The organism is Acidiferrobacter sp. (assembly GCF_054609335.1).
In genome coordinates, this window is sequence record NZ_JBTRWP010000022.1 from 22,827 (window position 1) to 48,626 (window position 25,800).

Sequence of the window (25,800 nt, forward strand, 5' to 3'; positions counted from 1 at the left end):
TCATGGCGACAGCAGTGAAGGCGGGCGGCGAAGCCCCGCCGGCCAAGAAAAAGGCCGGCCCCAAGGTTACGGTTTTCCAGTGGCAGGCGCGGCCGCGGGGGGATGCCAAGGGGGCGACGCAGAAGGGGGAAATGGAGGCTGCATCGGCCGCCATCGTGCGTGTCACTCTGCGCAAGCGCGGCCTCGATGTCGTGTCGGTCAAGAAAAAGCCCAAACCCCTCTTCAGCGGGGCAGGCGGGGTCAAGGAGGCCCAGATCGTGGTCATGATCCGGCAGTTGTCGACCATGATCAACGCCGGCGTCCCCATGGTGCAGGCCTTCGAACTATTGGCGACTGCGAGTGACAGCAAGGGCATGAAGGTGATGCTCGAAGGCATCCTCACGCCGATCAAAGATGGCGAGCGCATAGCCGACGCGTTCAATCGCTACCCGAAGTATTTCAATCGCCTGTTCGTGTCATTGCTCGCCGCCGGCGACCAGGGCGGTATCCTGGATACCATTCTTCTGCGGCTTGCCGACTATCGCGAGAAGTCGCTTGCCCTGCAAAAGAAGATCCGCTCGGCGATGATCTATCCGGCGTCCATCCTCACGGTGATGCTGCTTGTCACCGCGATCCTCATGATCTTTGTGATTCCGGTGTTCGCCCATCTCTTCGACAGCTTCGGTGCGACCCTGCCGGCGCTCACCCAGGCTGTCATCAACATCTCGAACTGGATGCGTGGGCACTGGTATATCGTGGTCTTCGCGCCCATCGTCGCTATCTGGGCGTTCATCATGGCCTACCGCAAGAGCCTGGGTTTTCGGACCCAGGTGGATCGCGTCTCGCTTAAGCTCCCCATCATGGGCGATATCATCTTGAAGGGTTCGGTGGCCCGCTTCATGCGTACGCTCGCCACCATGCAGGCCGCGGGCGTCCCGATCAATGAGGCCCTGGAGACCCTGTCGCGCATCTCCAACAACGTCATTATCGAACGCGCAGTGAACGCCGCGCGCGAGAGGGTCTTGGAGGGCGGCTTCATCACAGACTCCCTGAAGGAAAGCGCAGTGTTTCCGGCGATGGCTGTGCATATGCTCGCGATCGGCGAACAAACCGGGGCGATCGAGGTCATGGCGGAGAAGGTCGCGGACTTCTATGAAGGGGAGGTGAGCGAGACTGTGGCGCGTATGTCGACGCTCATGGAACCGCTCATCATGGTCATATTGGGCATCATCGTAGGCACGCTGGTCGTCGCCATGTATATGCCGATATTCGAGCTTGGAGCGGTCGTAACCCACGGGGGATGATCTTGGCCGCGACTGAAGGGCCGTAGGAGGCAGGCCTGCGACCGGCAAAATCCGATGAACGGTCGCATAGCCTGGAGTCTGCGGCGGACCGCGAGGCGCGGACATCCGCCATTTCTCTAGGGGCCGCGCCAGCCCTTTGGGATCGGGGCGCCGTCTGTCGGTCGCGCGCTTGTATGGCCTAGTCCTTATGCTAAACCTATTAGCGGGCAGCAAGAGGCGCCGGATTGGGCGCGAGTGGCATGAATCACGGGCGGATAATGGTCAGTCGAAGGTGCGCGTCTAGCGTGTCCACAAAAGCTGGTCGTCCGGGGGTGTGTGCCGGTGGTGCCGACCCTGAGGGAGAGGCTGTGCCTGTCGCAACGAGCTGGCGGACCGGCCCCCTACGGCAGTCGCCTGTGCGGGGTTTTCGAAGTGGCGGGCGCGGCTTCACGCTGGTGGAGGTCATGGTCGTGATCGCGTTGATCGCCATTGCGACCGCCGTGGCCGTACCCGATCTCTCGACTTGGTTCGTGAATGCCCGCACCCGCGACGCGGCCGGTTTGTTTCAAGAGAACCTCCAGTGGGGTCGGGCCTACGCCTTGAAGTCCGACCAGCAGCTTGATATGAACGTGACTGCGTTGGGCGCAGCCGGATGCACCTGGAGCTTCACGCTGGCGCCGGCTGGGGGCAGCGTGGTCGGGGCCCCGTTAATGACGACCCTGACGTACAAGAAGCGTTTCGGTGGTATTTCTTGCTCGGCGGGTGTGGGTGCCACATTTCCTTTGGTACTGATGCCCGATGGCACCGTCATGGCGCCGCCCCCCAACGGAGGGGCGCCGGTTATTACGAACGGTTATCTTGCCTTCGCCACTGTGAGCGATACCGCCAAATTCGCCACTTGGCTTGTGAAGTACTATGGGGCAGGAGAGTTGCGTTCCTGCATCATGGCGCCACTCGGTGCGCAGCAGACGGCGGTATGCGCAAACCAATAAAAAAACGCGGTTCTCACGGGGTGCGCGGCGGGCGCGCGCCCGGGTTCACTTTGATCGAAAACATGGTCGCCCTGGCGATCTTCGCGATTGGGATGATGGGGGTCGTCTATACTTTGCTTGCGGGTATGGGCCTTTCTCGGACGAGCCAGAGCCTGACCCAGGCCTACGTGGCCATGCAAGAGATCGTGAGCATGATGCGGGCGGATACTGTCGATATTTCCCAATATACCGACGTCGACACGAGCAACCCGTCGAGCCTGCCGTCGAGTTCCTCAGTGGCCGGCAAAAATGTGGCGACCTGGATGCAGTCGCTGAAAAAGCTTCCGGGGTCGGGCACGGCCGCCGGGGGCTACGGCCGGATCTCGATCAAAGCGGCGGCTGGCGTACCGCCGGGGTCCTGTCCGTGTGACGCCAAGATCACTATTACATGGGCTGGGGGGCGCAAGAGCTATGTCGTCGAGACGATGGTCGGCTACTAAGCTTGGTAGCGCGGGCTTTACGCTCATCGAGCTCTTGGTCGCGCTCGTGGTGTCAGCGCTTGCCGCCGCAGGGATCTATGAGGGCTTCATCAGCACGTCGAACGCCTTCACCCAGACCAAGGCCGAGGGCAATGCCTGGCAGCAGGCGCGCACGGCCATCACCGTGATCACGCAGGCCGTGGAATCGGCCGGTTACGGTCTACCCATGGTCAATTGCACGCAGATCTACTCCAACAACTTCCAGTCGCAGGGCGGCGGCCTCTTGTCGCTCGCCCCGGTGAGCGCTCAGACCCCGACGCCTGCGACCCTCAATCCCTACGATCCGGGCCTATCTCCGATCAACGCCGGTGTGTCGACCTACGAACTCCAGACGGTGACAGGCGGGGGTAGCTACGGTTCCGCGCCTGTGACTTACATCAGTAACGTGTCAAGCGTAAACGCAGCGCAGGTGCAGGTCGCCAGTAGCCTGTCCTTGTTGACCAGCGATATCTTTCTGGTCGCACTCCCGAACGCGAGTTGTATGCTGGGCCAGATCACCACCACGACTCCCCAATCCCCGAGCGTGACCTTCAATTCCGGTGCGCGTGGCTCGAGCTTCAATATCCACGGTGGTTTCTCTGCCATCGACCCCACGGTCACACCCACCCAGATTCAGCGCGCGGGCTTCATCGATCTCGGGCAGGCGGGTTTTGCCGTTGACAATTTCTATGTCGGCTACCGATATAACACCGTCTCTGGCAGCTACGATTACAACAGCGTCCCTTCCCTGTATATGCAGCAGTATACGACCGCCAATAACCAGGGAACGGCGCCGCCCCCCGAGCTCGTTGCCCGGGGTGTCGTGGATATGCAGGTGGAGTTTGGCTATGGCACGCGGGGCTCAGTCACGTCGTGGGGACCGCCCAATCCATCGCAGCCCGGCCGCAATGTCGATGCCGTGAAGGTGGCGCTCGTAGTGCGCGACACCCGCGTACTCCCGAACGCCGGCACGCGCGCTGGGAACATTATTCCAATCTTCGCGAACGCCGTGCCTGCGGTGACCTACACTATTCCGCAGGCGCTCCCCGCCAACAAGACCACAGGCTGTCTCAACGGGGACTGCTCACATTATCTGTACCGCGTCATGAAGACGGTTATACCAGTGCGCAATGTGATATGGGATCAATAGCCATGAATGCGAGACGAGGATATGGTGGCGGGCGCCAAGGGGGCATCACGCTGCTCTTGTCCATACTCGTGCTCTTGACCCTGGGATTCATAGGCCTGGGTCTCATGGATTTCACGGGCTTCGACAACGACGTCTCCTCGAACGCCGCCCAGACCGCCGCTGCCTTGCAGGCAAGCGACGTGGGCCTCGCCGCCGCAAGCCAGTCCCTTGATGCGTTGCCGGCCTTTCCCGAAACCCTGAACATGACGCCCTATCCATGGTGGTATAACCCGCCGGTGAACGGCAGCTCCGGGTCGACGGCGATTAAGCCCGTGCGGCCGCCTGTGAGCTTCTGGCAAGGGTGTGCCCCGAGGACTTGCGGCGTGGTGACGGGCTGGAACGGTCATGCGAATGGCGTGCCCTTCGGGGGCCAGACTTTTACGGTGGAGTATGTCGTGGAGCCGACGGGGCTCGGTCAACAGCTTTTGAATGGTTATGAGGCGGGCTCGCCCGCCACACCTTATCGTCTGTATGACGCCTATGTTTATGTATTTCGCGATCGTCCCGGCACACAGACCGTTCTGAACGGCACATTGATCGAGGCCGGGATACGCAAAGAGGGGGGTTGATATGCGCAGCCTAGATGGGTTTATGAGTCGAGCCCGGACGGCCATGAGGACCTTGGTTCTTTGCGGCCTTGGCTATACTGTGAGTCTCTTGCCCGTCACTGTCTCCGCGCGGATACTCACCGCGGGTCAGGAGCCTCAGATCCTGATCATCCTGGATAATTCACAGGGAATGGCGGGCAATCTGCAAGGGGCCATCATGTCCGGGTCCGGCACGGTGGCGGCCAACGCCGGACCCCTGGCGCCCACGGCGACTCCACCGCTCGCATGGCCCTCGCCCGTGTGTTATCCGATCCCGAGCGGCTACAGTCCTCGTTCTAAGGTGGGCCAGAACGTGAACACGACCGCGAGCAATGGCGATACCTGCCCGTCGGGCTCGGCACCCTATACCGTGAATGCGGGCAGCGCGTTGCAGGACAACTCGGAGTCGATGATCAATATCGCCGAGCAGAGCCTGTGGTCGGAGTTCAACAACCCTTCGAACAGCAACGCCTTCCAGGTGGGGCTCATGGATTACGCGACCGCCCAGGCGCCGAGTCTTTACGACACCTGGGTGTATTACATGAGCAACAATAACACCCTGGATAGCAACGGCAACGTCACGCAGTACGGGGCCTTCGGCTATGGCAATACGCTGTCTTCGCCGTCGACCGTCGATCCGGTCTCGGCCTACAACCCCTGTTACGGCGTGACCACGGGTGCCTGCCGGAACATCGAGTCGGTCATGGGGCGGAATCTCGCGAATAGCCAGTATCTTTACATCGCCACGACGTCTGACGATCCGGAGATCAACGACGTTCTGTATGCCCCTGCGGGATATCCGAGCAACATCCTGACCTACCTAGGCCCGCAGCCGGACCCGCCGAACTATACCCTGACGGAATACGAAGATCAGATCGTCAACTCCGCGCCCCTCTATGAGGTCTATTCGCGCTCGACGGGCGGCATTCGCGCGACCGCGCCCACGAGTGCCGGCTACGCGCCCTACAGCGGCGAGGTCTGGTATGGCCAGCGGGGCAAGGCCTACGACGCGCCGCCCGTGACCGACGCCAATACGGCGCCGACCACTAACCCCTATGGAGGCTACACCGGAGTCGAGCAGATGGGGCAGGGCGATCTGCTGGTGTCGGTGGGATCGTTTTCGAGCGTCTTGAGCCAGTTCAATACGGATCTGGCACCCGAGGAGTTCCCGGCCGGCTCGAGCATCGTCGCGGATTCCGAGTATGCGCCGATGGCGGGGACCTTGCAGAGCGCCCTTCAGTATTTTACGGGCACCAGTGGTCCCCAGCCCGCATGCGCACCCAAGTATGTGATCCTGATCACCGATGGCCAGCCCACCATGGGTCTGCATGGTCACGTCTACCCGCCCCTGGGCAGCGCGGCCGCGAGCCTGTATGGGGAGCAGCAGAGTAACGACAACGCCGTCAACGAGGCCATCACCGCCGTCCAGAAGCTCTACAACAACTCGAGCAACGGGGTCGGGCGCATCAAGACTTATGTCCTCGGCATAGGGCCCAATATCAACTGTCCGCCCTCGGCCGGTCCGTCGTGCTCGGCTGAGGCGCGGGCGGGCTATAATGTCCTTGAGCAACTGGCAACCGCCGGACAGGGCGGGACTGCGAGCAATCCGGTGCTGCCCTACAGCGCCCAGAGTCCGGCGCAATTCCAGCAGGCCTTCGCTGCGATTTTGAACAGTATCGAGGCGCAGGTATACGCCGCCAACGGGGGATCGAGCACGAGTGTCGGGACGAACTCTTTCGAATACATGGTCACAAGCACGCCGAAGCTCGGCGAGGGTGATCTGCTCGCCTACGCGATCCAAGCGAACGGCAGCGTTGCAACAACACCCTCGTGGGATATCGAGGGTCAGCTCGGGACGACCACGACCACCGCGCAAAATGGCGCTCAGCGGTCCTCGGCGCTCTACTCGACGGGGCCTGCGGTCGCTCCGGCTACCCTGGGGCCGATCACGCAGTTGAGCGCGATGAACAATAACGCGAACGCAAGTGCCTTCGGTACTTTGCCGGCCGGGCTCACGGTCAGCGATATTATCAATTACACGATCAACCCATCCTACAACAATGACAGCTATCTGGGAGGGCGGGGTGCTGCTTGGTACTGGGGCATGACCGCGTCGGTCCCGGCGCTCTATCTGGGGGCACCCGACAGCGGCGGCCTCTTGAGCGACTCGAGCTATGTGGCCTACGCGCAAAACGAGCAGGGACGCGAGCCCGTCGTGTTGTTTGGCGACAACGACGGCTTTGTGTATGCCGCCGACGCCACCACGGGGGCCTTGGTGTGGGGTTGGATGCCACGCATCATGCTGCAGGATCTGCAGAACTATGCGTCGTTCTGGCAGAACTCGAACATGAGTGGCGGCGTCCGCGTTGTGGATGCCAAGGACGCAAACAACAATTGGCACACCTATATCGTAGGTGTCGCCGGACAGGGGCTGGTCCAATACGCTCTGCAGCTCACGAACGCGCCTTCTGGCACAGCGTCCGGTACCACCACTGCGGCGACACTGAATAGCGAGGCCTGGGAGGTCGATACGAGCAACGCGACCGAACCGAACCCAGGAATTACCCCGACCGTGTTCCGGTCGATGCCGTCGTCGAGCACAGCCTACATGGCGACCGTGCTCACGGTCACGAGCGGAAGCACGGTCACGAGTAGTATGGTGGTGACGGATGTCGGCACGGGGGTGAGCTCCAGTTACACCCTGCCGTTTTCGGCGACCACGCAGCCCTATATAGACCCCAACGGGAATATGTTCGTGGGTGATGGATCGTCCAATGTCTGGGAGGCGTCGACCTTTGCAAGCGGAGGCGGTCTCTCGAACTTCGGGTCGAGCCGCACCTGGACCGCACTGAATGATGCTTCGAGCAATGCCTCAGTGGCGGCCAACTTCGGGACCTCGGCCACCACCTCGGGCGGGACATCCGGGCTTACGTCCATAGGCGGTGTGTTCTACAACGGTGTCGAGTATCTCCGCCTGCAGTCGGCCACACGCTTTACGCTCTTGCAAGAGGGTTCCTCAGGCTGGCAGCCGGCGTGGACCACCATGGTGAGCACGAATCCAAGCGCAGGCGGCGATGTGTGGAATGCGACCAATGGGGCTTACACGGCCGACGCCAATATCGCAGGCCTGCCTACGGGATCGGCGATCACCGCCAGCGCCCTGGTCGTAAACGGCGCGGTCATGCTGCCTGTCACCGTGCCGCCGAGCAGTACGTCGTCGGATCCCTGCGCTGAGCCCAAGGCCTACCTCTACCTATACCAGCTGGGCTCGGGCCAGTTCCCGTCGGATACCTTCCAGGATGCGCAGGGCAATTTTGTGACGGGCCCCATTCTCGTGGGCTATGGCACGGCTTACACGCCGGCGCTCGCGCTGTTCGACGGTACCATGCGCATTCAGATGGCCTCGTCGCTCGGCGACTCGCCACCCTCGGGCACGAGTGGGAGCGGCACAGGGGGGACAGGCGGCGGTGGTACGCCGCCCCCGCATAAGCTTACGCAGCCGCCGCCTGTGTTCGCGAGCGGACCGCCCGCCGAGGGACCGGCGGGTTGGCGCCAGCTCTTCTGATGGCGCCGGGGACGAGCTCAGACCTCTTTCGGGGCCTGAGCTAGCGAATCACGTAACCGCGGTGCAGCGCGTGGTTGTCGAGTTGGGGGCGCCTGGAGATCGGGGTGGATCGAAGCTGTCCCGGTCGGCTTCGCAGAACAGGGGTGGCGCGCGATAGTTTTGCGATATTGGGCCGGAAGGGCCCGTCGACACTGGTCTTATTCGATGCCGAGCTTCTCGAGCTTATAGCGTAGCGCCCTGAAGGTGATGCCAAGTTCCCGGGCGGCCGCGGTCTTGTTTTGATGGGTATCGCGCAAGGCCTTTTCGATGGCCGCACGCTCGACCTGGGCGAGGTGCTCGTCCAGGGACTGCTCGCCCGTGTAGTCCGAGCCCTCGAAGAGCATGGGTCCTTGCATCGCCTCTTCGGTTGGGTCGAAGTCTGTCTGGCCCGGCAGTCGCAGATCCGAGACGCCGATCTCGTCGCCTTCGCATAAGGTGAGCGCCCGCTCCATGATGTTCTCAAGCTCACGGACGTTGCCTGGGAAGGCGTATTTCGTGAGTGCCGCCAGGGCCTGGGGCGTGAGCGGCAACGAGCGTCCCGTGGACAGCTTGGAGGCCAAGTGTGCTGCCAGGGTCGGGATGTCCTCGACGCGTTCGCGCAAGGGCGGGATGACGAGTTCGATGACGTTCAGCCGGTAATAGAGGTCTTGGCGAAAGGCGCCCGTGCGCACGAGGTCATGGAGGTTCTTGTGGGTCGCCGACAGGATACGCACGTCGACGGCCATTTCCTGTTGGCTTCCGACCGGCCGCACGGCCTTCTCCTGGATGGCGCGCAGCAGTTTGACCTGCATCGGCACGGGCAGGTCGCCGACCTCGTCCAGGAACAGGGTGCCACCGCTCGCGGTCTTGAAAAGCCCGTCTTTGTCGCTGAAGGCGCCGGTGAAGCTGCCCTTCTTATGCCCGAAGAATTCGCTCTCCATGAGCTGCTCGGGGATGGCCCCGCAGTTCACGGCCACGAAGGGCCGGCCGGCACGCGGCCCGAGGTCATGGATGAGGCGCGCTGCAAGTTCCTTCCCGGTGCCTGACTCGCCTGTGATATAGACCGGCGCCTGACCGCGTGCGAGCCGCTCGATGAGGGCGCGCACGCCCTTCATAGTCTGGGAGTCGCCGAGGAGCTTGGCGGCGGCGTTCGAGCCATCGCTTGGGGCATGTTTAGAGAGGTTCAGGGCGCTGCGCACGAGCGCCCGCAACTCGTTGATATTAAGGGGTTTACAGACGAAGTCGAACGCCCCGCCCTTCAAGGCGGCGATGGCCGTCTCCATGCTGCCGTGGGCCGTGATGACCGCAACCGGGAGCCCACGGTGGTGCTCTTCGATGTGGCGGACGATGTCGAGGCCGTCGCCATCGGGCAGGCGCATGTCCGTGAGACAGAGGTCGAAGCGGTATTCTTCGAGCAGCGCGAAGGCTGACGCGACGTCTCCGGCGGAGCGCGTCTCGATATTCATGCGGCCCAGCGTCAATTCGAGCAGTGCGCGGATATCCGCTTCGTCATCAATAATAAGGACTTGAGGTAAGCTCATGAGGTGAACACCGCGTCCGTGCAGTCGTTGAGGCGCCCAAAGGTCAGGCGGAACTGGCAGCCCGTGGCTGTCGGCCGGTACTCGAGACGCGCGCCGTTGGCCTCGGCGAGCTCGCGCCCGATATAGAGGCCAAGCCCCGTACCGCGCGCCGTGGTGGTGAAAAACGGGTCGAAGATGCGTTCAGCCACTGCCTCCTTGATCCCTTCGCCCCAGTCTATGACATCGAGTACGCTGTGGCCCTCGCCGTCGACACCGACCAGGAGCTTCACGAAGGGCGTGTCTTTGTAGGGGGGGCTGTGTTTCAGGGAATTGTGACAGAGGTTGTTGATGATCTGAAACAGATGATCGGTGTCGAAGCACACCGCCTGTGGCTGTTCGATCACGAGATTCAGCGCCTTGGCGGGGACATTGAGTGCGGTGGCCACGGCCGGTAGGGTCTCGGCAAGCCACGTGTGGACGGGAAAACGCGTCACGTTCGTGCGGTCACGCCGTCCGAGCTGCAGGACATTCTCGACGATGGTGTTCATGCGTCGCCCCTGATCGTCGATGATGGCCGCAAGGCTGCGTGATTCGGTAGGGAGATCGGGGGTCTCGGTCAGGAGTTGCGCGGCATGCGTGATGGCGCTCAAGGGATTACGGATTTCGTGGGCTATGCCCGCGGTGAGCCGTGCAAGCCCCGCCATTTTCAGCTGCTGCGCCTGTTGCTTCACGATCGTTGTATCTTCCAGGAAGATGAGCATACCCGCCGCCTTGTCGCGCCCTAAATCTTTAAATCGCGGCAGGAGCGAGTAACCGGTCGACGACAAGAAGAGCCTGCGCCCACTGGCCTTGTCGCGCTGTTGCGCGTCCCATTGTTCGTAGAGCGCCGGGGCCACCGTCTGCAGGGGTGGCTGCGCGCCACCGGGCGTAAGCCCGAGATAGGTCTGGGCGGTCTTGTTGGCAAGCTGGATCTGGCCCGCGGACCCGACCACGAGCACGCCCGACTGGAGGTGTTGCACGATCTGTTCGTTCAGGCGTCCAAGGTGCAGGATGCTCATTTCTTGCTTCTCGGCCAACGCCTCGGTCAGGCGGAGCCGATCGGCGACGAGATGGGCGAGGCTTGCGGTTGCAAACAGCACGAGACCAAAGAGGCCGACCTGCGAGTAGCTCGCCGGCAACCCGTTCTGCGAGCCCGTAAGGTAGGGCCACGCCCTTTCCAGGAGCACGCCTATGGTCGTGAGCGCCGCGAAAAAGATGGTCAGGCGCCGGTTCAGCAGGAAACTTGTTCCGGCGGTCGATACAAGGAGCAGGATGCCCGTCCCGCTCCCGACCCCGCCGCTTGCGTGCATGAGCAGGATGAGCGCCACCACATCGCAGAAGGCGAGTACGGTGGCCTGGGTCTCAAAGTCCGCGAGCCTACGGCGCGTGGTGTCGATCGCCACGAGGTAGATGGCCGCGTAGACCAGGGCCACCACAAGGAAGAGCTGGGGGTCGGTGCTGGCAAAGGGCGCGAGAGCGCCTGCCCAGAAGCCGGCGATGCAGGCAAGCAGCGCGAGCGCCAAGCGATAGCCGTTGAAGTAGCTCAAGAGGAGCCAGTTTTGTTCGCGCACGAGCAACGGTGTCTCTACGCCGTCTGCGGCCAGATCCAGGGCATTATGAGTAGCGCTCATAGCCTCTGAATTAGCATAGTTTGGCCACTATAGCAAAGTCTCAGCGCCGAGCGGCGGCTTCTTTATGCTCGAGACAACAAAAGGTCGCCTCAGGGCCCCCGGAGACGCTTTCTGCGCGCGGTACATAGAGGCCGCAATGGGCGCAGGCCACCATGTCGCCGGCGGCACGCACACGCCGTCGCACGGGCGTGGGCCGTGACGTGCTACGCAAAGGGGGTTGCGAACGGAACAGGCGGCGGACCAGTAACCAAAGGGCCCATGCCACCAGAAGATCGACCAGGAGCTTCACGAATAGGCAACGCTCTCTAAAATTGGTCGGGGTGAGAGGATTCGAACCTCCGGCCCCTAGCTCCCGAAGCTAGTGCTCTACCAGGCTGAGCTACACCCCGTCGATATGCCGTTCAGGGCCGTTAATGGTCCCTATGAACGGAGAAATGGGCCAGATCCAACAACGCTTGTTTATACGGGGAGTCGGGCAAAGGTTGGAGCGCCGCCCGTGCCATATCGGCCTCGCCCTCGGCCCGCGCGCAAGTGTACGCGATCGCCTGGGTGGATTCAATGGCGGCCACGACACCGTCGATCCGCTCGAGCCCGCCTTGTTCGATGGCGGAACGGACGAGCGCCCGTTCGGCCTCAGTGCCGGTGCGCAGGACGTGGATGAGCGGCAGTGTGGTCTTGCCTTCCGCCAAATCATCACCGATGTTTTTGCCAAGCCGCGCGTTGTGTCGCCCGTAATCCAACGCGTCATCGACGAGTTGAAAGGCGGTCCCCAGGTGGCGGCCGTAGGTGGCCAAGACCGGCTCCATCGTCGGCATCCCGCCCAAGACCGCGCCGAGTTCGGCGGCGGCCTCGAAGAGTTTCGCGGTCTTGCTGCGGATCACGGCCAGATACTGCGCCTCCTCGACGTCGGGGTCGTTGCAGTTGATGAGCTGCATGACCTCGCCTTCGGCTATGGTGTTCGTAGCGCGGGCGAGGATCTCCATGACCCGTAGGCTCCGGACCTCCACCATCATCTCGAAGGCCCGGGAGTAGAGGAAGTCCCCCACGAGCACGCTCGCCTCATTGCCAAACACGGCATTGGCGCTTGCCTGCCCCCGGCGCATGGCCGAGCCGTCCACGACGTCGTCATGCAAGAGCGTCGCGGTGTGGATGAACTCGATGACCGTGGCGAGGGTAATATGGCCCGCACCTTCATAGGCGCAGGCCTTGGCGGCGAGCAAAAGCACGGCCGGCCGCAGGCGCTTCCCACCACTTTGGATGATATAACGCCCGAGCTGGTTGATCAGCACGATCTCCGAGTCGAGCCGCTTGCCGATCTCCCGATCCATGGCCGCGCTCTCGGTTTTTATGAGCGCGTGGATGTCATCGAGGTCAAAGGTCGGGCGGCCGACGGGCGCAGGCGTAGACATGAAATCCCCTATGATAAGGCGCCGTCATGCTCTGCCGGAACGACGCCCGCTGTCAAGCGACTGACCGGCGGTCGCCGTCATTGCGGCAGCCGGCGCCCCAGGTGCATTGACCCGTTCCCTCAAAGCCACTAGAATCGCCGCTTTTAACGGGCCGCCCGGTCTACCCGGCCGGTCCTTCAAGAACAAAGCCGGTTGGGGAGTTACTGAACGCATGTACGCGGTGATCGAGACAGGTGGTAAACAATATCGGGTGGCAGTGGGCGAGACCGTACGGGTCGAGACGCTGCCTGTCGAGGTGGGTCAGGATGTGACCTTGGGCAAGGTCCTGCTGATCGCCGATGGCGCGGACGTTCGCGTCGGTGCCCCGGCCCTGTCGGAGACGGTCACCGCGCGTGTCGAGAGTCACGGCCGCGGCGAGAAGATCCGGATCTTCAAGACCCGTCGGCGCAAGCATTACCGCAAGCACGCCGGTCACCGTCAGAACTATACGGAACTGAAGATCTTGGCCATAGCGGGCAAGAGCGAACAGTCGGCGCAGGCGTAAGGAGCGGTCATGGCACATAAGAAGGCAGGCGGTAGTTCACGCAACGGTCGCGACTCCGAATCGAAGCGTCTGGGTATCAAGTGCTTCGGGGGCGAGAAGGTCAATCCCGGCAATATTATCGTTCGCCAGCGCGGCACGCGCTTTTATCCTGGCCGCAACGTTCGTATCGGCAAGGACGACACCTTGTTCGCCTGTGCCGAGGGCCACGTGGTGTTCGAGGTCAAGGGACCGCAGCGTCGCAAGACGGTCAGCGTCGACTCGGCTCCTTAAGGACTTCACTGCCGCGGCCCCGACGTCTTCGGGGAGGGATACATGAAGTTCGTCGATGAGGCCACCATCCATGTCCATGCGGGCGATGGGGGCAATGGGGCTTTGAGCTTCCGTCGCGAGAAGTTCGTGCCGCGCGGGGGGCCCGATGGTGGGGACGGCGGGGCCGGAGGCAGTATCTATTTCGAGGCCCGCAGCGGCCTCAATACCCTGGCGGATTTCCGCTACACCCGGCAGTTTCGTGCGCCGAACGGTGAGGGCGGGTCGGGGCGTCAGCGCTCGGGTCGCAGCGGGTCCGATCTGTTGGTCGCAGTCCCTATCGGCACGCTCGTGCGCGATACCGAGACCGGCGAGCTCCTGGGTGATCTGACCCGCGATGGCGCGCGACTCTGTGTGGCCCAAGGCGGTCGCGGCGGGGTCGGTAATACGCGCTTCAAAAGCAGCACCAATCGCGCCCCGCGCCGGACTATCCCCGGTGCCCCGGGGCAGGCCCGCGAACTCTTCCTGGAACTTCAAGTGCTGGCCGACGTGGGCCTCGTGGGCCTGCCGAACGCCGGCAAGTCGACCTTTTTGCGCGCCGTCTCCGAGGCGCGGCCCAAGGTTGCCGATTACCCATTCACCACCTTGCACCCGGAACTCGGCGTCGTGACCGTCGAGCGCCAGCGCAGCTTTGTGATCGCCGATATCCCGGGGCTCATCGAAGGTGCCCACGAGGGTGCGGGGCTTGGCACACAGTTTTTGCGCCATCTATCGCGCACGCGGCTGCTTTTGCATCTTATCGATGTAGCCCCTCTCGACCCCGCGGCTGATGTGGCCGCGGACGTGGGCGTCATCGAGGAGGAGTTGCGGCTTTTCCGTGACGATCTCGGTGGCAAGGAGCGCTGGCTGGTCTTCAATAAGGTGGATCTGTGGCCAGCGGCCGAGCGCGACGCGCGCGTCGAGGCCTTGCGCGCGGCGCTCGGCTGGGATGGCCCTTATGCGGCGGTATCGGCCATCAAGGGACTCGGGTGCTCGGCGCTCATGGGTCGACTGATGCAGCGCCTCGAGGCCCTGGGGCCTGTAGCGCTGGACCCGGACGGTGAGGCCGCAGGGGCGGAGTCCGAGGATGCGTAGCGATTTGAAGCCCGCGCGGCGACTGGTGGTGAAGATTGGCAGCAGTCTGCTCACCAACCACGGCGCCGGGCTTGATCGGGCGGCCCTCGAAGGCTGGGTGGCACAGCTGGCCCGGCTGCGTGCCCAAGGGCGGGACGTGGTGCTGGTGTCGTCTGGGGCGGTGGCCTGCGGTATGCAGCGCCTTGGGGTCAAGAAACGCCCACGCGCGCTCCACGAGCTGCAGGCCCTGGCGGCGCTCGGCCAGATGGGGCTCGTCGAGGCCTACGAGACGGCGTTTTCGCGGCACGGCCAGCATGCGGCCCAGGTCTTGTTGACCCATGATGACCTGGCCGACCGCAAGCGCTACCTGAACGCCCGGAGCGCCTTGCGCGCGCTGCTGTCGCTGCGCGTGGTGCCGATCATCAACGAAAACGATACGGTCGCGACCGAAGAGATCCGCTTCGGCGACAACGACACCCTGGCGGCGCTCGTCGCCAATCTGATTGAGGCGGATGTACTCATCATCCTCACCGACCAATCGGGCCTCTACGAGGAGGATCCGCGGGTCAACCCCGCCGCGCGCCTCGTGTCCGTGGCCCCGGCCGGCGATCCCGTCTATATGGCCATGGCCGGCAATCCCGGGGAGCTGGGCCGTGGCGGTATGCGCACCAAGCTCACCGCCGCGCAAAAGGCGGCGCGCTCCGGGGCGGCTACGGTGATCGTGGCCGGACGGGAGCCCGATGTGCTCCTCCGAGTGCTGGAGGGCGAGCCCCTCGGGACCTACCTGTATCCGGCCGCCACGCGGCTTGCCGCACGCAAACAGTGGCTTGCCGCACGCCTGTCGGTGTGTGGTCGCCTCATGGTGGATGAGGGGGCCGCGCGCGTCTTACGGGACGGCGGCAAGAGCCTGCTGCCGGTCGGGGTCCGGGGTGTCGAGGGGGGCTTCGCGCGCGGCGAGATGGTGGCGTGCGTGGGGCCCGGTGATCGTGAAGTGGCGCGCGGGCTCGTCAATTACGCGGCGGCGGAACTGCGCCTCATCATAGGACGGCCAAGCGAGGAGATCGAGCAGGTACTGGGGTATCAGGGCGAGCCCGAGGTCATCCATCGCGATAACCTCGTGATCGTCTGAACCGGCCCGCAAACGGGGCCGGTATTCTTTCCTAGCCTACGCTCGCGCGGTGCAGGCGGGCGTTCAGGCGGCTCTTGTAGCGGGCGGCGGTATTGCGGTGCACGAGGCCGCGCGAGATGCCGCGGTCGATCACTGAACTTGCCTCCCGAAACGCGACCTGGCCGCCCGCGGTATCCTTGTCTTGCGCCGCCTTCAGGACCTTCTTGATGGCGGTGCGCATCTGCGAGCGGAACGCAACGTTACGCTGCCTGTGGATCTCGGCCTGCCGTGCCCGTTTCTTTGCCTGAACTGTGTTCGCCAAAAGCCTGCTCCTGGGAAGAGGGGTTTGAAAAGCGGCACACTATGCCGCGCCACCGGGGGCTTGTCAATGCGGCTGGCGTGGGGCTCGGGGTCGCGACCGGGTTTTTCTCCCGCGCCGGCTGCGATCCGCCTAGCATCTTGGGGCGTGTGGCTTGTGGGACCGGCGCGGGGCGTTATACTCGCGGGCTTTGCGCCTGCGGGCGCGGCCGGGATTCTTGAAGGAGAGGAAACGGGTGGCCAACCGCCTCATTCGTTCGCTTTTCGCCACTGGAGGCATGACACTCGTCTCGCGGGTCACGGGTTTTGTGCGCGATATCCTGCTGGCGCGCCTGCTTGGGACCACGGCCTTGGCCGACGCTTTCTTCGTGGCCTTCCGCATACCAAGTTTTTTGCGCAGGGTGTTCGGCGAGGGGGCGTTCTCGCAGGCCTTCGTGCCGGTGTTCGCCGCCCACCTCAATAAGGACACCGCGACGAACGACGCCGAGGCGCGCGACTTCATAAACCATATGGCCGGAAGCTTCGCCTTGGTGCTCATGGGGGTGACGGCGATCGGGGTGCTGGCCGCACCCGTCATTATCTGGGTGCTGGCCCCCGGCTTCTTGGCTGAGCCCGCCAAATACCATTTGGCGGTGCGGCTTCTGCGTATCACCTTCCCCTATCTTTTCTTTATCTCGTTGGTGGCCATGGCCGCCGGCATCTTGAATACCCGGGGACGCTTCGCGGCCGCCGCCTTTACCCCTGTGATCCTGAACCTAAGCCTGATCGTCGCCGCCGGTGTCGTCGCGCCCGGTACGCCAAGCCCCGCGGTCACGGTCGCTTGGGGGGTCTTCATAGGCGGTGTCTTGCAGCTCCTTTTTCAGATCCCGTTTCTGCGCCGGGCGGGTTTTCTGCCCCGCCTTCGCTTCTCGTTTCTGCACCCAGGGGTGCGTCGCGTCTTCGCGCTCATGCTGCCGGGTATCTTCGGCTCCTCCATCGCCCAGATCAATCTCGTCGTCGACACCATGCTCGCTTCGTTTCTTGTGACAGGCAGCGTCTCATGGCTCTACTACGCCAATCGTCTGCTCGAGTTCCCCTTGGGGATATTCGGTGTGGCTTTGGGCACGGTGATCCTTCCCCACCTCTCCGCCAAGCACGCCAAGGCCTCGGGGGAGGATTTCGGGCATACCCTGGACTGGGCCTTGCGCTGGGTCATTGTGATCGCCGTGCCGGCCGCGGTCGCCCTGATCGTGCTGGCCATGCCGATAATCTTTACCCTGTATCGCTATGGTGCGTTCAGCGCCTTCGATGCGGCCATGACGGGCCGCGCGCTTGTGGCCTTTGCCATCGGTCTGCCGGCCTTCGTCCTCATTAAGGTCTTGGCGCCCGGATATTACGCCAGGCAGGATACCCGCACGCCCGTCAAGATCGGCACGATCGCGCTGGTCGCCAATATGGCCTTCAATCTGATTCTGATCTGGCCTTTGAAGCACGCCGGACTTGCGTTGGCGACCTCCTTGTCAGGCCTATTGAACGCGTGGCTCCTCTATCGCGGCCTGCGGCGCGGGCACATCTATCGCCCGACACCCGGTTGGGCGCGGCTGTGGGTTCAGGTTAGCGTGGCGAGCGCCATCATGGGGGCTGTGCTGAGCTTTGCCAACCGCGCCCCGCAGGTCTACGAGGCGGCCTCGGGCGCGATGCGGGCGGCGATGTTGGGCGCGTGGATTGCGGCGGGACTTGCCGTCTATGCTACAGTGATGTGGCTTTTGGGGGTTCGTCCCGAGGCGTTACGGTTGCAGTCGATAGGTGCGGACGACGTATGACAGCGGCGATTTGGCAGATCGGGTCACCCGGAGATTCGCGCGTCTTTACCCTCGCCGAGGCCGAGGAGCTTTTTCCTTTGGTGCGGCGCATCACCTACGGCACCTACCGGGAGCTCGAGCCTCTGCGCCGCTTGTTGTCGACGCTCCCCCCGGGGAGTGGCGCGCTCTATGAGGTGGAGGAGGATTACGCGTGCGTCGTGAAGCGCTGGGTGGGCAAGATGACCCGCTTGGGGGCGGTCGTGAAGGGTCTCTGGCTCGTCGATTTCGATACCGGCGACGGTTATCTCTGCTGGCGTTTCCCGGAATTGCGCCTCGCGTATTACCACAGCTATTGCGAGGATTACGCCACGCGCCGCCCCTTGCGCGAGGTGATCGAGGAGATGGACCCGGATTGGGCCTGTTGAGCCGCCGCCTTGGCGGGCGGCCGTGAATTCCGTCGGTGGGCAGGAGGTGGGGGTGCGCAGGGCTGCGGGCGGGTCATCTGTGCGCCGCCTGTCTGGACCCGTTCTCCGCGATACGTTAAGCTTTTTCGCTTTCGGTTAGCGTCGGCATGGAGTGTATTCGGGGGCTATACAACGTCCATCCCCGTCATTGTGGGGCGGTCGTCACCATTGGCAATTTCGACGGCTTTCATCAGGGTCACCGGCAGCTGGTCGGGCTCCTGAAGGCGCGCGCCCGGGAGTGCGGCGCGCCTTCGCTCCTCATGCTCTTCGAGCCGCAACCGCAAGAGTATTTCGCGCGTGCGACGGTGCGCCCGCGCCTCATGCGCCTGTCCGCAAAGCTTCGGGCGTTCCGGGATGCAGGTATTGATCTCGTGATGGTGTTGCGCTTCGATGAATTGCTTGCGGATCTCTCGGCGATCGATTTTGTGGAGAACGTCGTGGTGGGGGCCTTGCGCGTGCGCGGGCTCGTCATCGGCGACGATTTTCGTTTCGGAGCCGGTCGTACCGGGGATTTCGCACTCCTGAAGGATGCGGGCCGGCGCCATGGCTTCTTTGTCGAGTCGACGGCCACCTTCACCGAGACCGGGCAGAGGGTGAGCAGTACGCGCCTGCGGGAGGCGCTCGCGCGCGGCGACATGCCCGAGGCCGAGCGGCTAATCGGGGAACCCTACGGATGGCAGGGGCGGGTGGTGGCCGGGGATGCCCGCGGGCGGCTGCTTGGTTTCCCCACCGCCAATATCCTGATGCCCGACCCGCCGGCCGTGAGCGGGGTGTTCGCAGTCGTGGCGCGTACCGATGACGGGCGGGAATATGCCGGTGTCGCTAATGCCGGGCGCCGGCCGACGGTGGGCGGGGGGCGGGTATTGCTCGAGGTCCATCTGCTCGATTTCGCGGGTGATCTCTACGGACGGCGCCTGGATGTGCGGTTCCTCGAGCGACTGCGCGAAGAGCGTAAGTTCCCGTCGCTTGCGGCGCTTGCAGCGCAGATCGATCAAGACCGAGTGTCGGCGCAAAGCTTTTTTGCCAAACGGGGAATACGGGGATCATGACGGCGGACTACAAGAACACGCTCAATCTGCCGCATACGGACTTTCCGATGCGCGGGGGCTTGCCTACGCGCGAGCCTGAACAGGTGAAGGCCTGGGAGCGACTCGGTCTCTATGAGCGGGTGCGCGCCTTCCATGCCGGTCATCCGCGTTACGTCCTGCACGACGGCCCCCCGTACGCGAACGGCAGCATCCATCTCGGGCATGCGGTGAACAAGGTCCTGAAGGACATCATCGTCAAGGCCAAGGGCTTTGCCGGTTTCGATGCCCCCTATGTCCCGGGTTGGGACTGTCACGGGCTGCCGATTGAGCTGGCTGTGGAGAAGACCGTCGGGCGCTGCGGGCGCGACGTCGATGCGCGCGCCTTCCGCAAGGCCTGCCGCGACTACGCGACCCGCCAGGTCGCAGCGCAAAGGGACGACTTCATTCGGCTGGGCGTGCTCGGGGATTTCGTGCATCCCTATCTCACCATGGACTATGCCATCGAGGCAGATATCGTGCGCGAGCTTGCCCGCATCCGGGCGCGCGGACATGTCTATCGGAGTGAAAAGCCCGTGCATTGGTGTATCGACTGCCGGTCGGCCCTGGCCGAGGCCGAGGTCGATTACGCGGATCACCGCTCGCTCGCAGTCGACGTGCCGTTTGCCGTGATCGATGGCGCGGATTTCTGGCGTCGCCTGGGGGTGACAGTGCGCCCGGGGACCGTGTGGCTACCGATCTGGACGACCACCCCTTGGACGCTGCCTGCGAACCGCGCCGTCGCCATGCACGACGACATTGTCTATCGGCTGATGCGCAAAGACGGCGGTCATTGGCTGGTGGCGGACGATTTGGCGGCGACTGTGGCCGGGCGTTACGGACTTCAGGAGGCGGCGACCGATATCACCGTGCGCGGGGCGGCGCTTGCGGGTCTTAGGCTCGCCCATCCCTTTCTGGAGCGCACGGTGCCTGTGATCGCGGGCGCGCACGTGACCACGGAGGCCGGTACCGGGCTCGTGCATATAGCGCCCGCCCATGGCGAAGAGGATTACCAGGCGGCCCGCGCCTATGAGCGCGCAAGCGGTGAGAGCCTGCCGGTCGAAGGACCGGTCGGCGGCGATGGACGTTTCCTGCCAGGCACGCCCTTCGTGGAGGGCTTGTCGGTCAGCGAGGGTGCACGGCGTCTGGTCGATGTGCTGCGCGAGCGCGAGGCGCTCTGGGCTATGGAGACCATCACCCACAGCTATCCGCACTGCTGGCGCCACAAGACCCCCATCATCTTCCGGGCCACCGCCCAGTGGTTCATATCGCTGGAGGCGGCGGGCCTGCGGTCTGATGCCTTGGCGGCGATAGCGCAGGTACGCTGGATCCCCTCATGGGGCGAGCAGCGCATCGCGCAGATGGTCGCCGGGCGGCCCGACTGGTGCATCTCGCGCCAGCGCGTATGGGGCGTGCCCATCCCGTTTTTTCTGCACAAGACGACGGGCGAACTGCACCCGCGCACCGATGCCCTCATGGAGGAGGTGGCGCGCGTCATCGAAGTCGAGGGCGTGGATGGGTGGTTCGAGCGATCGGTCGCCGATTGGTTGGGCCCCGAGGCCCCAGACTATGAGGCCTTGCGCGACGTGCTCGATGTCTGGTTCGACTCGGGCTCGACGCACGCCTGCGTGCTGGCGGTGCGCCCCGAACTCCGCCGCCCCGCGGATCTCTACCTCGAGGGTTCGGACCAGCATCGCGGCTGGTTCCAGTCATCGCTTCTGACCTCGGTCGCCGACTCGGGCCAAGCCCCCTACAAGGCGGTCCTTACCCACGGCTTTACGGTCGATGCCCAAGGCCAGAAGATGGCGAAGTCCAAGGGCAACGGCATAGAGCCCCAGGAGATCACCAAGTCTTTGGGCGCAGACGTCCTGCGGCTTTGGATCGCGGCGACCGATACCCGCGCCGAGATGTCGCTCTCGCCCGAGATCCTAAAGCGCGTCACCGAGGCCTATCGCAGGCTCAGGAACACCGCGCGCTATCTGCTCGCCAATCTCGCAGGTTTCAATCCCGACACCGATGCCGTGGGGCTCGACGATCTGCTGGTGCTCGATCGAGCGGCGCTTGCGCGGGCCGCGGAATTCGACCGTTCGGTGCGCGAGGCCTACGAAGATTTTCAGTTCCATATCGTCTACCAGAGGCTGCATCATTTCTGTGTCGTCGATCTTGGCGCCTTTTATCTCGATGTCCTGAAGGACAGGCTCTACACTTCGCCTGCGGGGAGTCGCGAACGCCGCTCCGCGCAGACCGTGCTCTGGCGCATGCTCGAGGTCTTCGTCCGCCACATGGCGCCGGTCTTGAGCTTCACGGCCGAAGAGGTCTGGCAGTACATGCCAGGCGCGCGCACCGAAAGCGTCTTCTTGAGCACCTGGCACGACTTCGAGGGCCCGGCCACAGCCGCCGATGATCTCGCCTTCTGGTCCTTGCTGCTCGACCTGCGCCAGGCGGTGGGGCCGGAGCTCGAGCGGCTGCGGGTGAGCGGTGCCGTAGGCTCCTCGCTCGACGCCGAACTTGATCTCTATGTCGGACCCGATCTCCATGCGCGGCTTGCCGAGTTTGCCGGGGAACTGCGCTATGTCTTCATCACCTCGGAGGCGCGGCTGCACGCGCTTGCTGCGCGCCCGGAGGAGGCGACCGCGACCGAACGGGACGACCTCTTCGCCGTGGTCCAACCCTCAGCACATGCCAAGTGCGCGCGTTGTTGGCATCATAGGCCAGAGGTCGGGACCCTGGCCGATCACCCCGAGCTCTGCGGGCGCTGTCACGCCAGCTTGACCGGTATCGGGCAGCCCCGGAGGTACGCCTAGATGTTCGGCTATCTCCTGATCGCGGTGGCCGTGTTCGCGCTCGATCAGTGGACCAAAGTCTTGGCGGTACGGTATCTGGCGCAGGCGTCCGTACATCTCACCGGCTTTCTGAATCTGGCACTCATCTATAACCGCGGCGCCGCCTTCGGTTTTCTGAGCAACGCCGATGGTTGGCAAAACGCCTTTTTCATTGCCGTGGCGGTGGCCATCGTGGCTGGCATCATCAGCTTCCTTGTCCGTGGTGGCCGCCGCGACCGGCTGACCGCGATCGCGCTCATGCTGATTTTGGGAGGTGCGCTCGGCAATCTGACCGATCGCGTGCGTCTGGGTGAGGTCGTGGATTTCATCGATTTCCACATCGGCGCCTGGCACTGGTACACCTTCAATCTGGCTGATAGCGCGATCACAATCGGGGCCCTGCTGCTCGGCGTCGATGCCTGGCGCGGGCGGCGCGGGACAACGGGCAGGAACTAGAGGCCTATGTCGCGGATTGTCCTAGGCTCACATGTGGCGCTGCGGTTTCAGTTGGCGCTCGCCGACGGGACCCGCGTCGAGGGCACCGCGCCCGATGAGGCGCCGTGGGAGGTGGTCATAGGGCAGGGCGACCTGCCGGAGGGCCTCGAGCGCTGCCTGCTGGGGCTGGCCGCTGGCGAGCGCGGGCGCTTCTTCGTGGCCGCTGCGGACGCTTATGGGGACAAAGAGGACAAGGCCCGCGAGATCCTGCCACGGGGGGATTTTCCGACGGACGTTGATCTTATCCCCGGAATGGCGTTTAGCTTTACACTGCCTGATGGCCATGAGGCCATGGGTCAGGTGGTGGCGGTGGCGGAGACCGGTGTCGAGGTTGACTTCAGTCATCCCTTGGCCGGCCACGATCTGATATTCGATGTCGATGTTGTAGCAGTCGGGGGCCATTGAGCGCCCGAGGGGCAAGTATGAGGATTTATGTCGCAAACCCACGGGGCTTCTGTGCGGGGGTGGAACGGGCCATAGCGACGGTCGAGCGTGCGTTGGAGGAGCTTGGGGCGCCGGTGTATGTCCGGCACGAGGTGGTTCATAACAAGACTGTCGTCGAGGGTCTGCGCGCCCGAGGCGCGGTGTTCGTCGAGGATTTGGCGGATGTGCCCGCAGGCGCGCCCGTGGTGTTCAGTGCCCACGGCGTCGCTCGCGCCGTGACCGAGGAGGCCCGCGAGCGCGCGCTCACAGTGTTTGACGCCACCTGTCCCTTGGTCTCCAAGGTCCACAGGGAGGTCGTCCGCTGGCGGCAGGCCGGTTACCAATGTCTTTTGATTGGGCACGCCGGGCATCCGGAGGTCGAGGGGACCTTAGGGCAAGTCAGTGACGGTGTGCATCTGATCGAGACCGAGGACGATCTTGCCACGGTGGCGGTGCAGGATCCGGAGCGTGTCGCCTATGTGACGCAGACCACCTTGTCGGTCGAGGACACCGCGCGCCTCATAGAGGCGCTGCGCGCGCGCTTCCCGCAGGCCCGCGGCCCGCGCACCGATGATATCTGCTATGCGACCCAAAACCGCCAGGACGCCGTGCGCGCTTTGGCGGGCCACTGCGATGTCGTGGTGGTCGTGGGTTCCGCGCACAGCTCCAACGCCAATCGTCTGCGCGAGCTCGCCCAAGGCATGGGTGTCCCGGCGCATCTCGTGGACGGGGCCGAGGGGCTCGAGCGCGGGTGGTTTACACAAAGCGCCGCCGTGGGCATCACGGCGGGGGCCTCGACCCCCGAACACGCCGTGCAGGCGGTCATACGCCGGCTGGGGGAGTGGGGTGCGCACTTGGTCGAGGAAGAGGAGGGGCCCGTCGAGACCGTGGTCTTCTCGCTTCCCAAGGCCCTGCAGCGGGTCGCCGTGCGTCGTTCGTAAGACTGGGGACCCCAAAGGAATAAGGCAAAGGTCCAAAGCCCCATTCCCCCGAGGGTATCTGGCGGGGGCTCTCATATGAGAAGACATCTGTGCGAACCCATCCCATTGTGGTCGTGGGGGGCGGCGTCATAGGCCTCCTGACCGCCCGCGAGTTGGCCTTGGCCGGTCACGAAATCCGGCTTTTCGATCAGGGACGCCTTGGGCGCGAGGCCTCGTGGGCGGCGGGCGGCATCTTGTCGCCCCTGCATCCATGGCGTTACCCGGATCCCGTCACGCATCTGGCGAAGGCCAGCATGGCGGCCTATCCGGCTCTCTGCGAGTCCCTGGCGCGCGCTACGGGCATCGACCCGGAATGGACGCCCTCGGGTCTCATGCGTCTGGGCGAGGATGAGGGGGCCGAGGCGCGGCGCTGGGCCGAGCGCTTCGCGGTGCCGCTTGAGTCCCATCGTCTCGCTGATGTTTGTCCCGATCGCGGTATCGATGGTGCGGGCCTCTGGATGCCGGCGGTAGCTCAGGTGCGCAGCCCGCGCCTGCTGCAAGCCTTGGAGGCTGAGCTTCGCGCGCTCAAGGTCGCCGTCCATGAAGAGGCCGAGGTCGTGGGCATCACGCGCGAGCGCACGCGCCTCACGGGCATCGTGGCCAACGGCGAGACGGTGGCCGCCTCCCAGGTCGTGGTGTGCGGTGGGGCGTGGACGCGTGGCCTCCTGGAGCGGTACGGGCTCGCTTTACCCGTGCGCCCCATGCGGGGTCAGATGATCGTCATCCAGACGCCAGCGGGCTTTCTTAAGCCTATGATCCTGAAGGCGGCCCGTTACCTCGTGCCGCGGCGCGATGGGGCGGTCCTGGTCGGCAGCACCATGGAGAGCGTGGGCTTTGTGAAGGAGACGACCGAGGCGGCGCGGGAAGATTTGATTGCCGCCGCCTACGATATCTGCCCTGAGCTTGCCGCCTACCCGGTTACCCATCAGTGGGCGGGTCTGCGGCCTTCGTCCCCCGAGGGTGTCCCCTTCATCGGGGAGCACCCCGAGATCCGGGGGCTCATCGTCAACACCGGGCACTTCCGCAATGGCATCGTGCTCGCGCCCGCCTCGGCGCGGCTTGCGGCCGACCTTGTTCTTGAACGCGACGGGACGCTCGATCCGGCCCCCTACCGCCTCGACCGGCGGTTAGAGGGCGCGCAGGATACGCCTGTGCTAAAATGAGCCTGTGAGAGCCTTTCAGGACCACACAAGTCAGGAGCTGGCCGACCTTTTGCGGGACCGTGGGATCAACCCCACGGCGCAGCGTGTCGATATCGCGCGGCTCCTTTTGTATCGGCGGATACACATGGCGGCCGAGGAAGTGTTTCGTCTGGTGAACCGCGACGGTTCGCATGTCTCCAAGGCCACGGTCTACAATACGCTCGGAGTGTTTGCCGAAAAGGGCCTCATCCGTGAGGTTGTGATCGACCCGGCCCGGGTGGTCTACGACTCAAATACCGCGCCCCACCACCACTTCTACAACGTCGAGACCGGCGAGCTCTTTGATATCGAAGAGCACACGATGTCGGTTGACGGTCTGCCGCCCTTACCTCAGGGGACGGAGGTGGAAGGGGTGGAGGTGATCGTACGGTTGCGCCCCGCCGCCGAGACGGTGAGCTGAAGCCTTCATTTTCCGCGGACCAACGGTTATAGTAGCGGGCCACCACGCCGGTGTAGCTCAGTCGGTAGAGCAACTGATTCGTAATCAGTAGGTCGGGCGTTCGATTCGTCTCACCGGCACCATAAAATCAA

At 64.0% G+C, this 25,800-nt stretch carries 24 protein-coding genes and 2 tRNA genes; 20 read left to right on the plus strand and 6 right to left on the minus strand.

Annotated features, from left to right (window positions below; genetic code table 11):
* The first annotated feature begins 2 nt into the window (after positions 1–2).
* The 6 genes from ACYCTF_RS07570 to ACYCTF_RS07595 all read left to right on the plus strand — a co-directional run bounded on the left by ACYCTF_RS07570 (position 3) and on the right by ACYCTF_RS07595 (position 8,092).
* Complete coding sequence (locus ACYCTF_RS07570; protein ID WP_461282358.1) at positions 3–1,283, plus strand: type II secretion system F family protein; 1,281 nt, start codon at positions 3–5, stop codon at positions 1,281–1,283.
* A 347-nt stretch (positions 1,284–1,630) separates the two neighbouring features.
* Positions 1,631–2,254: a pilus assembly FimT family protein gene (locus ACYCTF_RS07575; RefSeq protein WP_461282359.1), complete on the plus strand. Its 624-nt coding sequence runs from the start codon at positions 1,631–1,633 to the stop codon at positions 2,252–2,254.
* Positions 2,239–2,733 carry a type IV pilus modification PilV family protein gene (locus tag ACYCTF_RS07580; RefSeq protein ID WP_461282360.1) on the plus strand — a complete coding sequence of 165 codons (495 nt, stop codon included), beginning with the start codon at positions 2,239–2,241 and terminating at the stop codon, positions 2,731–2,733. The genes ACYCTF_RS07575 and ACYCTF_RS07580 overlap by 16 nt, the downstream gene beginning before the upstream one ends.
* The gene (locus ACYCTF_RS07585) at positions 2,705–3,901 is read left to right on the plus strand and encodes a PilW family protein (RefSeq protein ID WP_461282361.1); all 1,197 of its coding nucleotides are present in this window, start codon (positions 2,705–2,707) and stop codon (positions 3,899–3,901) included. The genes ACYCTF_RS07580 and ACYCTF_RS07585 overlap by 29 nt, the downstream gene beginning before the upstream one ends.
* A gap of 2 nt (positions 3,902–3,903) precedes the next feature.
* A complete protein-coding gene (locus ACYCTF_RS07590; RefSeq protein ID WP_461282362.1) occupies positions 3,904–4,509 on the plus strand; it encodes a hypothetical protein in 606 nt (201 codons plus the stop codon).
* 22 nt (positions 4,510–4,531) lie between these two features.
* Complete coding sequence (locus ACYCTF_RS07595; protein WP_461282363.1) at positions 4,532–8,092, plus strand: pilus assembly protein; 3,561 nt, start codon at positions 4,532–4,534, stop codon at positions 8,090–8,092.
* Between the two features lie 197 nt (positions 8,093–8,289).
* Here ACYCTF_RS07595 and ACYCTF_RS07600 read toward each other — a convergent pair whose 3' ends face one another.
* The 5 genes from ACYCTF_RS07600 to ispB all read right to left on the minus strand — a co-directional run bounded on the left by ACYCTF_RS07600 (position 8,290) and on the right by ispB (position 12,709).
* On the minus strand, positions 8,290–9,651 hold the full coding sequence (locus ACYCTF_RS07600) for a sigma-54-dependent transcriptional regulator (RefSeq protein ID WP_461282364.1): 1,362 nt from the start codon (positions 9,649–9,651) through the stop codon (positions 8,290–8,292).
* Complete coding sequence (locus ACYCTF_RS07605) at positions 9,648–11,300, minus strand: sensor histidine kinase (protein WP_461282365.1); 1,653 nt, start codon at positions 11,298–11,300, stop codon at positions 9,648–9,650. Before ACYCTF_RS07605 ends, ACYCTF_RS07600 begins: the two co-directional genes overlap by 4 nt.
* A gap of 40 nt (positions 11,301–11,340) precedes the next feature.
* Positions 11,341–11,589, minus strand: a complete 249-nt coding sequence (locus ACYCTF_RS07610) for a PP0621 family protein (RefSeq protein ID WP_461282366.1) — start codon at positions 11,587–11,589, stop codon at positions 11,341–11,343.
* A 23-nt stretch (positions 11,590–11,612) separates the two neighbouring features.
* Positions 11,613–11,689: transfer RNA gene (locus tag ACYCTF_RS07615), tRNA-Pro, on the minus strand.
* 21 nt (positions 11,690–11,710) lie between these two features.
* Positions 11,711–12,709 (minus strand): octaprenyl diphosphate synthase, encoded by a 999-nt coding sequence (gene ispB, locus ACYCTF_RS07620; RefSeq protein ID WP_461282367.1) that lies wholly within the window; start codon positions 12,707–12,709, stop codon positions 11,711–11,713.
* 211 nt (positions 12,710–12,920) lie between these two features.
* Here ispB and rplU point away from each other — a divergent pair, with 211 nt between their 5' ends.
* From rplU to proB, 4 genes are read left to right on the plus strand one after another with little or no spacing between them, the layout of a single operon-like run.
* Complete coding sequence (rplU, locus tag ACYCTF_RS07625; RefSeq protein WP_461282368.1) at positions 12,921–13,253, plus strand: 50S ribosomal protein L21; 333 nt, start codon at positions 12,921–12,923, stop codon at positions 13,251–13,253.
* A 9-nt stretch (positions 13,254–13,262) separates the two neighbouring features.
* A complete protein-coding gene (gene rpmA, locus ACYCTF_RS07630; protein WP_461282369.1) occupies positions 13,263–13,523 on the plus strand; it encodes a 50S ribosomal protein L27 in 261 nt (86 codons plus the stop codon).
* Positions 13,524–13,565: 42 nt separating this feature from the next.
* Positions 13,566–14,633: an Obg family GTPase CgtA gene (gene cgtA, locus ACYCTF_RS07635; protein WP_461282370.1), complete on the plus strand. Its 1,068-nt coding sequence runs from the start codon at positions 13,566–13,568 to the stop codon at positions 14,631–14,633.
* Positions 14,626–15,741 (plus strand): glutamate 5-kinase, encoded by a 1,116-nt coding sequence (gene proB, locus ACYCTF_RS07640; RefSeq protein ID WP_461282371.1) that lies wholly within the window; start codon positions 14,626–14,628, stop codon positions 15,739–15,741. Before cgtA ends, proB begins: the two co-directional genes overlap by 8 nt.
* 31 nt (positions 15,742–15,772) lie before the next feature.
* On the opposite strand, the gene rpsT is transcribed toward proB, so the two are convergent.
* Positions 15,773–16,042 (minus strand): 30S ribosomal protein S20, encoded by a 270-nt coding sequence (gene rpsT, locus ACYCTF_RS07645; protein ID WP_461282372.1) that lies wholly within the window; start codon positions 16,040–16,042, stop codon positions 15,773–15,775.
* A gap of 232 nt (positions 16,043–16,274) precedes the next feature.
* Here rpsT and murJ point away from each other — a divergent pair, with 232 nt between their 5' ends.
* The 10 genes from murJ (at position 16,275) to ACYCTF_RS07695 (ending at position 25,791) form a co-directional block, all read left to right on the plus strand.
* On the plus strand, positions 16,275–17,840 hold the full coding sequence (murJ, locus tag ACYCTF_RS07650; RefSeq protein WP_461282373.1) for a murein biosynthesis integral membrane protein MurJ: 1,566 nt from the start codon (positions 16,275–16,277) through the stop codon (positions 17,838–17,840).
* Positions 17,837–18,244 (plus strand): DUF2203 family protein, encoded by a 408-nt coding sequence (locus tag ACYCTF_RS07655; protein ID WP_461282374.1) that lies wholly within the window; start codon positions 17,837–17,839, stop codon positions 18,242–18,244. The genes murJ and ACYCTF_RS07655 overlap by 4 nt, the downstream gene beginning before the upstream one ends.
* A 146-nt stretch (positions 18,245–18,390) precedes the next feature.
* The gene (ribF, locus tag ACYCTF_RS07660) at positions 18,391–19,332 is read left to right on the plus strand and encodes a bifunctional riboflavin kinase/FAD synthetase (protein ID WP_461282375.1); all 942 of its coding nucleotides are present in this window, start codon (positions 18,391–18,393) and stop codon (positions 19,330–19,332) included.
* The gene (gene ileS, locus ACYCTF_RS07665; protein ID WP_461284764.1) at positions 19,329–22,151 is read left to right on the plus strand and encodes an isoleucine--tRNA ligase; all 2,823 of its coding nucleotides are present in this window, start codon (positions 19,329–19,331) and stop codon (positions 22,149–22,151) included. Before ribF ends, ileS begins: the two co-directional genes overlap by 4 nt.
* Positions 22,152–22,625, plus strand: coding sequence for a signal peptidase II (gene lspA, locus ACYCTF_RS07670; RefSeq protein WP_461282377.1), 474 nt, complete (start codon positions 22,152–22,154; stop codon positions 22,623–22,625). It begins immediately after the preceding gene.
* A 6-nt stretch (positions 22,626–22,631) separates the two neighbouring features.
* On the plus strand, positions 22,632–23,069 hold the full coding sequence (locus ACYCTF_RS07675) for an FKBP-type peptidyl-prolyl cis-trans isomerase (protein ID WP_461282378.1): 438 nt from the start codon (positions 22,632–22,634) through the stop codon (positions 23,067–23,069).
* Positions 23,070–23,086: 17 nt separating this feature from the next.
* A complete protein-coding gene (ispH, locus tag ACYCTF_RS07680; RefSeq protein WP_461282379.1) occupies positions 23,087–24,028 on the plus strand; it encodes a 4-hydroxy-3-methylbut-2-enyl diphosphate reductase in 942 nt (313 codons plus the stop codon).
* 89 nt (positions 24,029–24,117) lie between these two features.
* Positions 24,118–25,230, plus strand: a complete 1,113-nt coding sequence (gene thiO / locus ACYCTF_RS07685) for a glycine oxidase ThiO (protein ID WP_461282380.1) — start codon at positions 24,118–24,120, stop codon at positions 25,228–25,230.
* A gap of 4 nt (positions 25,231–25,234) precedes the next feature.
* Entirely contained in the window at positions 25,235–25,669 is a 435-nt protein-coding gene (locus tag ACYCTF_RS07690; protein ID WP_461282381.1) for a Fur family transcriptional regulator, read from the plus strand.
* A 46-nt stretch (positions 25,670–25,715) separates the two neighbouring features.
* Positions 25,716–25,791, plus strand: a tRNA-Thr gene (locus ACYCTF_RS07695).
* The last annotated feature ends 9 nt before the right edge of the window (positions 25,792–25,800 follow it).